The organism is Chryseobacterium sp. WG14 (assembly GCF_024586945.1).
GTDB lineage: Bacteria > Bacteroidota > Bacteroidia > Flavobacteriales > Weeksellaceae > Chryseobacterium.
This window is the reverse complement of the sequence record NZ_JALCZD010000002.1, coordinates 225784-236845: the sequence shown is the minus strand read 5'-3', so window position 1 is coordinate 236845 and position 11062 is coordinate 225784. Positions and strand designations below refer to the sequence as shown.

Here is an 11062-nt window from a genome sequence, read left to right as displayed (position 1 = left end):
TGTTCATTAAACTAAAAATACTGGCTGGTGTCAGTATTTAAAACCTTAGTCTGTCCATTTAAAATATTTAAAATGTTTTTTTTGTGAATAAATATATTTTATTGACTTAATTTATTTTAATTTGATACAATTGCTGTTTGGTTTGGTTTAATTTGTTATTATTTCAATATTTGTAAAATAGAAACGGTTATTTATATTATGGTCTTAAAACAGAATTAGAAAAAAATGAAGTAACTTTACATTCTCTTTTTTAAAAAAGTTAGAAAATTATATGTACTTAATTTTTGACACAGAAACAACCGGTTTACCAAAGAATTTTAATGCTCCGCTTTCAGACTCAGATAACTGGCCAAGAATGGTTCAGATTGCTTGGCAGGTTCATGATGATGATGGGAAATTAATTGAAAATCAGGATTATATTATAAAACCTGAAGGCTATGATATACCCTTTAATGCTGCAAGGATTCACGGGATTACTACAAAAATTGCCAATGAAGAAGGTCGTGACCTCCAGGAAATTCTCGAAGAGTTTTCAAAAGTTCTTGAAAGAGTAAGAGTAGTTTCCGGACATAATGTTGAATTTGACTACAATATCGTAGGAGCAGAGTTTTATAGAAAAAATATAGAAGATAATTTACAGGCAAAACCCAGGGCAGATACCATGATCCTGGGAACAGACTTCTGTAAGCTTGGCGGAGGCCGTGGAGGCAGATACAAATCTCCGAAACTTGAAGAATTATACGAAAAACTTTACGGAAATAAATTTGATGAGGCGCATAATGCTGCGGCTGACGTAAATGCCACGGCCCAGGTTTTCTTCGAAATGATGAGAATTGGTGTGGTTCCGGCTGAGATATTGAAGATATCAGAAGATCAGCTGGCCTATTTCAAAAGCCTTTATCCTGATCCTATCCAACCTTTTGGAATTGTTATACGAAGACAGGTTGCTGACTTTAATAATAAGAAAAAGCAGCAGGATTTTGGAAGTATAGACGAAATTGATCTTGGTAAATATTTCAATTTTGATAACCACAGTGTGTTTTCTACATTGACTGCCACTTCAAGTATCAATGACCTGATTAAAAAAGCTTCTGATGAAAATTTCCCTGCCGTTGGAATGGTCGATTTGGGAAATATGATGGGTGCCTTTAAATTTGTTTCTGCGGTGGAAAGCACTAACGCAGACAGAGCCAAAAAACATAAAGAATATCTGGCAAAAAAACAGGAAGCAGAAGAGAAGGGCGAGGAATTTAATGAGGAAGAACCTGTTTCGGAACCACTGATTCCTGTGGTTGGATGCGAATTTTATATTTCAGAACGCTACGAACAGAAGCAGTTTACTAAAGATGATCCCGACAGAAGAACCCAGGTTGTTCTTCTGGCAAAAGACTTTAACGGATATAAAAACCTGGCCAAGCTTTCCAGTATTGGATTCCTGAAAGGATTCTATTTTGGGGTTCCCAGGATAAGCCGTGAGCTGATTGCTCAGTATAAAGAAGGTATTATTGCATTGACGTCGGGAATTCTTGGAGATATACCTGATGCCATTCTAAACACAGGGGAACAAAAAGGGGAAGAGCTCTTTAAATGGTGGAAAGATACTTTCGAAGATGATTTTTATGTTCAGCTTCAAAATCATCAGCTTCCTGAGGAAGAGCATCTTAATGAAGTTCTATTATACCTGGCAGATAAATATAATGTTAAGATTTTAGCCCAAAACCAAACTTTTTATACCAATAAAGATGATTCCAATATTCAGGATATCGTAAGCTGTATTAAAGATGGTGAAAAGCTTACAACCCCTGTGGGTAAAGGATTTGGTAAAAGAAGAGGATTGGCTACAGGAGAGTATTACATCAAAAATTCTGATGAAATAAAAGAAGCCTTTCTTGCCTATCCTGATGCCTTTGAAGCCTATGAGGAATTCTTTGCAAAATTTAAACCTTACACCCTAAAAAGGGATGTTCTTCTTCCGAAATTTGATATTCCTGAAGAATTTATCCATGCAGAAGATGATGTAGATGGAGGGAAAAGAGGAGAGATGGCTTACCTTACCTATCTTACCTATGAAGGAGCTAAAAGGAGGTATGTGGATACAGGGATCACAGACGAAATAAAAGAACGGCTTGATTTTGAGCTGGAAGTAATTGCCAATACCGGTTATCCGGGATATTTCCTTATTGTTCAGGATTTCTGTAATGAAGCCCGTAAAATGGGAGTCTGGGTAGGTCCCGGAAGGGGATCAGCAGCTGGGTCAGCCGTTGCTTACTGTATTGGAATTACCAATGTAGACCCTGTAAAGTATGATCTCCTTTTTGAGAGATTCCTGAATCCTGAAAGGGTTTCCATGCCCGATATTGATATCGACTTTGATGATGAAGGCCGGGACAGGATTATCAAATGGGTAATTGAAAAATATGGACAAAATCAGGTGGCTCAGATTATTACGTATTCCGTTCTTGGTGGAAAATCTGCCATTAAAGATGCCGGAAGGGTTTTGGATGTTCCGATTCCTGATACCAATAATATTGCTAAGCTTATTCCTTCCACACCGGGGATGAATATTGCAAAAGCATTGGCAAAATATGAAAAATTAAAACCGGAAGAACAGATGCTTGTTGATGAGATGAGGTATGTTCTTAACAGTCCTGATGATGCCCGGCATGGAGTATTGGCAAGTGCCAAGAAAATGGAAGGATGTATCAGGAATACCGGTATTCACGCCTGTGGGGTAATTATTACACCGGAGGATGTAAGTAATCTGGTTCCTGTAACTATTGCGGCGAAAGATGCTGATATTTTGGTGTCACAGTTTGATAATTCGGTGGCAGAAAGTGCAGGTCTTTTGAAAATGGACTTCCTGGGGCTTAGAACGCTGACCATCATTAAAGATGCTTTAAAGCTGGTAAAGGAAAGACATGGGATTGATATTGATCCTGATGAGATTCCCCTGGATGATACCAAAACCTATCAGCTGTTTAAAGAAGGAAGAACGGTCGGGATTTTCCAGTATGAAAGTCCTGGGATGCAAAAATATATGAGGGAGCTTAAGCCAACGGTTTTTGCCGATCTTATTGCCATGAATGCTTTGTACCGTCCGGGTCCTATTAAATATATTCCAAACTTTATTAACAGGAAGCATGGAATTGAGGAGATCGTTTATGATTTACCGGAAACGGAAGAGTATCTGAAAGAAACTTACGGAATTACGGTTTATCAGGAGCAGGTAATGCTTCTGTCTCAAAAATTAGCCAACTTTACCAAAGGTGAAGCCGATACGCTGAGAAAGGCAATGGGTAAAAAGCAGATTGATGTTCTTAACAAAATGTATCCCAAATTCATAGAAGGAGGTAGAAAGAATAATCTGAATGAGGAGAGGTTGGAAAAGATATGGAATGACTGGAAGGCCTTTGCTGAATATGCCTTCAACAAATCTCACTCTACCTGTTATGCATTTATTGCGTATCAGACAGCCTTTTTGAAAGCAAATTATCCAGCCGAATACATGGCGAGTGTAATGAGTAATAACATTAACAATACGGATTCAATCACTATGTTTATGGAGGATTGTAAAAGTATGGGTGTGGATGTTTTAGGTCCGGATGTTAATGAATCACAATATAAATTCTCAGTAAACGAAAAAGGACAGATCCGTTTTGGACTTGGAGCCATTAAAGGTATTGGTGAAGGTCCGAGTGAAGGAATTACCAGGGAAAGGGAAAACGGCAGATTTAAAAATATTTATGATTTCTTTGAAAGGATATTACCTTCCCAGATGAATAAAAGAGTGGCAGAAAGTTTAGTGCTGGCTGGCGCTTTTGATGAGCTGGATTCTTTCCACAGAGGTCAGTATTTTGATATCGATATGGCGGGAAGAACGAATCTGGAAAGATTAATCAGATACGGGCAAAGCTTTCAGGAGAGTAAAAATGAGATGGAACATTCCCTGTTTGCTGATTTTGCAGAAGAGGTTCAGATTGAACAGCCAAAATTACTTCCTTGTCCGGAATGGCCCAATATGCATACCTTAAATAAGGAGAAAGAAATCATTGGATTCTACCTTTCTGCACATCCACTGGATGAATTCAAGTACCAGTTCCAGTTTATCCAGGGACAGCTTTCTAAGAAATCGGTGCTGGAAAAAGAGGGAGAAGATAAAACGGGGACTGATGAAGCGCCTGTTTTAGAACAGGATTCACTGGATGAAACGGTTGATCTTACAGAGATTGTATCTGATGACGTCGTTGCAGGTGAAGAGGAAGTGATAGAAGAAGTGACCAAAAAAGCAGAACCAAAAGGGACTTTTTCATTTTTAAATCTTGATGAGGTAGATGCTTATAAAGAGCAGGCTTTCGCAAATAAACAGGAGGAACTGTTTGAAGAAAAAAAGAAGGACTGGAAAACACTGCAGAAAGAGAGAGAAAACGGAGGTGGCGGAAAAGAATACACCGTAGCAGGTTTAATTACGGAATATAGAGTTCAGGATGGCTTCAGGAGTGGGGAAAAAGTCGCTTTTGTGACCCTTGAGGATTATTCCGGATCATATTCTTTCAGGCTTGGAGACAGAGATTATATGAGGCTGAAAGAAAAGCTCGAGGTTCAGAGGTTTGTAATTTTTAAGATCAAATTTGCCCAGGTAAAAGATGGTCGGGTTTTCGTGAATGTAAATGATGTGATTGAGCTTCAGGAAGCATTTGAAAGATTTGCGAAAAGCATATCTCTGGTTATGGATGTAATGGATGTAAGACCTGAAGATCTCGATTTCTTCAGAACGGTTCTCGAAAGGAATAAGGGAAATCAGAAGTTGAAATTCTTTATTAAAAATATTGATGATGACTCTCACATAGAAGTTCAGTCTATGAAACATTCTGTAGACCTCAATGGAGATCTTATAAAAGAAATTCAGCTGCTTAATAAGTATGAATTTTATCTTAATTAAAAGAAAATAGCAAATAAATATTTGTAAAAGTGGCTTTTTAGCCACTTTTTTTATTGAGTTTTATTGAATTTGGTGATTTTTTTTCAAAAATTATTTTATGTTAAATAGCAATCTGTTTATTCTGTTGCTTTGTTAGTGTTCTTTTTAAAGATTTGATAATCAATATTTTATAATTTTTCATCAATTGATGAAAAAATGTTAAAACTAAATAATTGTTTAATTTTTGTTATAAATAATGGGTATTTATTAATTTTTAATTATTGATTTAAATTAATTTATGATTTTTAATTTAATATTTATTTAAATTTACCCTCTAATTTTTATTTACTATATATGAAAAAATTTCTACTCACGTGCATGGCTGCTTTTTTTTATAGCGTATCTGCACAGGTAGGTCCTCCACAAACTGCAAATCCTAATACCAATAATGGATATGGATTTGTTCAGAGTCTGGGTACCTACACTCCGTTATCTGCAGGTAAAACGGTCTGGCAGTCAGGAACTGTTTTGAATACAGATGCTGCTTCTGCAGCTATTAGCCTGCCCGCTCCATTTAAGTACAATGGTAAAACGTACACCAGTATTTACATCAGCAACAATGGGTATATTACCTTTGGTATTGCTCCTTCAGCCGGTAATACCAGTGTTCTGACTACCAATACCGCTTTTGAAGGTGCTGTAGCCGGATTTACAGCTAATTTAAGAGCTGCTAATACCACTACTTCAGAGATTGCTTACGAAACAATCGGTTCCAAGTTTGTCGTTCAGTATACAGATCTTCAAAGTAACAGTGGCTCTGCTGCCCAAAAGTTAAATTTTCAGATCGTATTGGATACAACAGACAATACCGTAGAGATTTTGTATGGTGATTGTACTTCCGGAACTTCTACGTTAAGTGGACAGGTAGGGTTAAAAGGAGGAGAGAGCTCTGATTTAAATAACAGGGTAGGAACCGACTGGACGAATACTGCTGCTGGGGCAGGATCTACCACTACATCCTGTACCTTAGGAACTACTAACGGAAATACGGTTCCGGCTTCCGGTCTTAGCTTTAAATACACTCCGGGAACATGGGTGGGTACTCCATCATATGCTTCTATGCCTTATACTGAAACTTTTTCGGCCTGGGGTAATGGAAATTCTGTGGGTGATCTCCCCAATGCTTCAAACTGGAGGTCATGGCCTTCCAGAGGAGATAATTCATGGAGATCTACCGAGTTGACAGTGGCTAATGCCGGCTTTACAAGCGTCTCAGGATGGAACGATGTCTCAGAAACTACTGCCACGCCTATTTCTTCTCCGGCAACGGCTCCTGCGGCAAGATTCCATTCTTACCACGTTTCTGCAGGTCTTTATGGATATATGGATCTGTATATTGATTTATCTTCCGGAACAGGGGAGAGGGTGCTTTCTTTTGATTATGTGAATGCTTCCGGTACAGATAATTTAAAAATACAGCTTTCAACCGATGGTGGTGCTACCTTTACAACGGTAGGGACTGCTTTCGGAACTTCTGCTACCTGGTCTAGTAAAAACGTTGTACTAGGCTCCAATAGCTCTACTGCAGTGATAAGATTTCTTGCGACAGGAGATTTTGGAAGTGATGATATATTCATAGACAATGTTAAAGTGGGCGCTATGAACTGCCTGATGCCGGCAACGGTTACTACCGGAACCACAACAGCTACCACTGTTCCTGTCAACTGGACGGTTACTACTGCAGCTCCTACTTATGATATATATTACAGTACCTCAGGAACAGCTCCTACTGCTGCATCTGTACCAACCTTTACAGGAGCTACCGGTACAACTCAAACCCTTACAGGACTTACACCGTCCAGTACCTATTATCTCTGGGTAAGGTCCAATTGCGGAGCTGATCAGAGTATCTGGGTATATGGGTCTACGTTTTCAACCAAGACATTCTGTCCTAGTGTATCTGCACCTTCTTCATCTGCCACCGCAGTGGCTTTGAAACCTACATTTACATGGGCAGCCAATGCTGACGCTACCGGCTATAAATTATCTATAGGGACAACTGCAGGTGGAACTGATGTGTTAAATGCTTTTGATGTAGGAAATGTTACTACGTATACGCTGCCTAATGAGCTGGCTTATAATACAAAATATTATTATACAATCAATTCTTATAATGCCACCCAAACTTCTACGGGTTGTACAGAAAGGAATTTTACTACCTTATCAATTTGTCCTACAGTGTCTGCACCGGCATCTTCTGCTGCTGATGTTTCGTTATCACCCACCTTTACTTGGTCTGCTGTAACCGGAGTTAATGGATACAAATTAAGAATAGGAACCACTCCCGGAGGAACTGATGTGATGAATAATGTAGATGTAGGAAATGTAACTACCTATACCTTACCTACCGTTCTTAATAATTCAACAACCTATTATTATTCAGTAGGTGCCTATACAGCTACACAAAGTTCAACGAACTGTACAGAAAGAAACTTTTCGACTGTTTGTGGTACTGTTACATCTTTCTCTGAAAATTTTGATGGAGTAGCAGCAGGAAGCTGGCCTGCATGCTGGGGCAAGGTAGGAACAGCTGGAAGTGCCAATATTCAGACCAGTTCAATGGCAAGTGCTCCCAATGTCCTGTATATCTATTCTTCTACCACCAGCAATATCGCGGTAGTGAAAATGAGACCGGTAAGTACATTAGATACAGGTCTTTACAGATTGAGATTCAAAGCGAGATCAAATTCTACTGTAGGAGGAAAGGTTGAAGTGGGATATTTAACAGACCCAACAACAGCATCTTCTTTTGTAAGTCTCGGTATTTTTACAACTACCAGTATATCTGTTCTGGATAATTTTATAATAAATAATATTACCGCTCCGGCAGGAACTACCACACTTGCTTTCAGACATACAGGAAGCCCTGCAAACAGTGTTCTTATTGATGATGTAAACTACGAACCGATTCCTGCATGTTCAGAACCCACAGCATTAGTAGCATCTGCTGTTCTTGCTCAAAGTACTGATATTTCATGGACAGCTCCGGCAACTGCTCCGGGCAGTGGATATGAAATTTATTATTCTACCTCCAATGTAGCCCCTACTGCAGCAACTGCAGCAACAATAACTAATATTACGGCTACTAGCAGAACTTTATCAGGCCTTACCCCTAATACAACCTATAATGTTTGGGTAAGATCTAACTGTAATGGCACAGATAAAGGAGCATGGGTAGGTACGGCAATATTTACCACGGCTTGCCTGGCGGTTGTTCCTGCTTATACCAATGATTTTTCTACATTTCCGGGAACGTGTTGGTCACAGGCTTCTGGAGGAACGCCTGCTACAGGTCCTACAGGAGCTTCCGCATTATGGATTGCAGATGGATTCCTTAATTCCGGAACTACGGGTGCTGCCAAAATGAATATTTACAACGACAACAGAGTTGGTTGGCTTAAAACTGCAGCATTTGACCTTTCTGCCGGAGGATATAAAGTAGAATTTGACTATGCTGTGACAGACTATGCTGATACTGTTTCATCTCCTATGGGAAGTGATGATACCGTGCAGTTTGTGGTTTCAACAGACGGCGGAACTACATGGACCGTATTGAATACATGGACAGCAGCCAACGGGCCTTCCAATGCATTAAATACTTATTCTTTAGACCTTACCGGATATACCAATCCTAATACAATCTTTGCATTTTACGGTTCTTCGGGTACGGTAGATGATCTTGAAGACTATGATTTCTTCATAGATAACTTTAAAATTTCAGCTGCACAGCTGGCTACTTCTGAAACAAAGGTTAAAGAAGGGCTTAAAGTGTACCCTAATCCGTTTACTGATAATATTAATATTTCAGATGTTTCTCAGGTGAAATCTGTTTCAGTCATTGATTTGGCAGGAAGGGTAGTGAAAACTATAGAGTCTCCTTCTTCTGTCCTTCAATTGGGAGATTTAAACCATGGAATGTATTTGGCTGTATTATATATGAAAGATGGATCCAAACAGACTTTTAAAGTCATAAAAAAATAAAATTCTTTATTTTTCACTTATTAATTAATCAGTAGCTTTATAGCTGCTGATTTTTTTTAATAATTTTTTAAATTTTTTAACATTGTGTTGAAATTATTGTTAATTTGGTAATCAAGTTAACACTAAATTAAAAAAATATGAAGAAAGTATTACTTTTATGGCTGCTTACAATAAGCATGATACTAAATGCTCAAATCAACCTTGGAGAAGGGAGCACTGAGACCGGGAACGCCCCGGTAGATCCTTATTATGAATATTCATATATTCAGCAGATCTTTACCAAGCAGGAGATTAACGCGAATGCGGCAGGAAACATCACCGGCCTTAAATTCTACCTGGATGCTTCAGCGTCTATAGATAACTCATCAGACTGGATTGTTTATCTGGGCCATACAGCAAAAACAAATTTTACATCTGAAGATGACTGGATTCCTGTAACCCAGCTGACTCAAGTGTATGCGGGAACCGTTACTAATGCCAATGGAGTAATAGAAATAACTTTTGCTACCCCATTTCCATACAATAACACACAGAATTTAGTCATTGCAGCAGAAGAAAATGCACCAGACTACGATGATGATAACATATTCTCTGTATTTAAGTACGGTTCTGTAACAGACCGTACCCTTTCTTACAGCAGTGATTCAACAAATCCTGACCCTGCAAGCCCGCCAACAGGAGAAATGTTGGATTACAGGTCTGTAGTGAGCCTTATGGGTCTTACTATCAATCCTGTTCCTGCCTGTCCTATGGTTGGGTATCCGGGAAATAATTCAACCTTTATACCGGTGTCGCCAGATATTACCTGGAATGCCCCTCAGGGAGCTACAGGCTATAAGATTTCTATAGGGACTACACCTGGAGGAACTGATATTGTTAATCAGCAGTCTGTAACCGTCAACAATTTTACACCTTCATCCCCATTAGCTATTGATACAGATTATTATCTTAAAGTAACAGCAGTAGGTGCAGGAGGCGAATCTGCAGGATGTTCTATTATTAAATTCAGAACAGCTCCTCCTGCTTCTGCTAATGATGAATGCGCAAATGCCATCGCGCTTACAGTAAATCCAGATATGAACTGTAGCACTGTAACATCCGGATACACTTTGGGAGCAAGTGACTCAGCATTACTTACTGATCCGTGCTATGGTGAGGCAGATGATGATGTGTGGTTTAAATTTACAGCAACAGCTACCAGTCATGCAATTACGCTCAGCAATGTAGCTTCTATTGGAAGTATTTTTAATGAGGATGCCTATTATCAGGTTTTTAGCGGAGATTGTGCAAGTCTTGTCAGTACGCTGTGCGGATATGGAGGAATGGAAATTCTTACCGGTCTTACGGCGGGGGATACTTATTATGTAAGGGTATACAGCTATGGAGGAGCAGGGGAAGCTCAGAGCTTTAATTTATGTGTCGGAACCATACCTCCGCCGCCAGCTAATGATGAGTGCTCAGGTGCTTTAACTGCCGCTGCATTCCCATATAGCTATACACAGTCTGATGCTGCAGGAGCCAGTAATAATGGAGCATACCTTGAAGAGTGTACGAATGGGATGAATGATGGAACATGGTTTACTTTCACAGGGGATGGCAGTACTTTTGATATCACCGTAACAACACCTGCAGATAGTTATTTTGATTCTCAAATCGGTGTATTCAGTGGTGCATGTGGCAGCTTAACCTGCGTGGATACTATAGATGGAAACGGAGCTGGAGAAACAGAAACAATTTCTATCCCAACTGTTGCCGGAACGGCCTATTATGTGAATGTAGGAAGTTACAGTACATGGTCTGACGATTTAGAAGGAACATTTACGATTTCTATTAATAAAGAAAACCTTGCAACTTCAGAAACTTCTAAAGCTAAAAATACAGTTCAGGCCTATCCGAATCCATTTACAGAAGTACTGAATATCTCAAAAGTTGATCAGATAAAATCAATTTCTGTTTCGGATGTATCCGGAAGATTGGTGAAGAGTATTGATCAGCCGGCTTCAGTTCTTTATTTAGGAGATCTGAAATCAGGAATGTATTTAATAACGCTACACATGAAAGATGGATCTAAGCAGACTATTAAAGCGATTAAAAAGTAAAAAG

At 39.1% G+C, this 11062-nt stretch carries 3 protein-coding genes; all 3 read left to right on the top strand.

The annotated features are described in order from the left end of the window. Positions 1–271: 271 nt before the first annotated feature. Positions 272–4939 carry a DNA polymerase III subunit alpha gene (dnaE, locus tag MP478_RS04175; protein ID WP_257199678.1) on the top strand — a complete coding sequence of 1556 codons (4668 nt, stop codon included), beginning with the start codon at positions 272–274 and terminating at the stop codon, positions 4937–4939. Between the two features lie 333 nt (positions 4940–5272). Further along, positions 5273–8959, top strand: a complete 3687-nt coding sequence (locus MP478_RS04170; protein WP_257199677.1) for a fibronectin type III domain-containing protein — start codon at positions 5273–5275, stop codon at positions 8957–8959. Positions 8960–9096: 137 nt separating this feature from the next. Then, positions 9097–11058, top strand: coding sequence for a T9SS type A sorting domain-containing protein (locus MP478_RS04165; RefSeq protein ID WP_257199676.1), 1962 nt, complete (start codon positions 9097–9099; stop codon positions 11056–11058). Positions 11059–11062: the final 4 nt, after the last annotated feature.

What these genes read in the sequence shown, in the direction of transcription:
- MP478_RS04165 (WP_257199676.1), top strand. Translation starts at nt 9,097, where the DNA reads ATGAAGAAAGTATTACTTTTATGGCTGCTTACAATAAGCATGATACTA.
- dnaE (WP_257199678.1), top strand. Translation starts at nt 272, where the DNA reads ATGTACTTAATTTTTGACACAGAAACAACCGGTTTACCAAAGAATTTT.
- MP478_RS04170 (WP_257199677.1), top strand. Translation starts at nt 5,273, where the DNA reads ATGAAAAAATTTCTACTCACGTGCATGGCTGCTTTTTTTTATAGCGTA.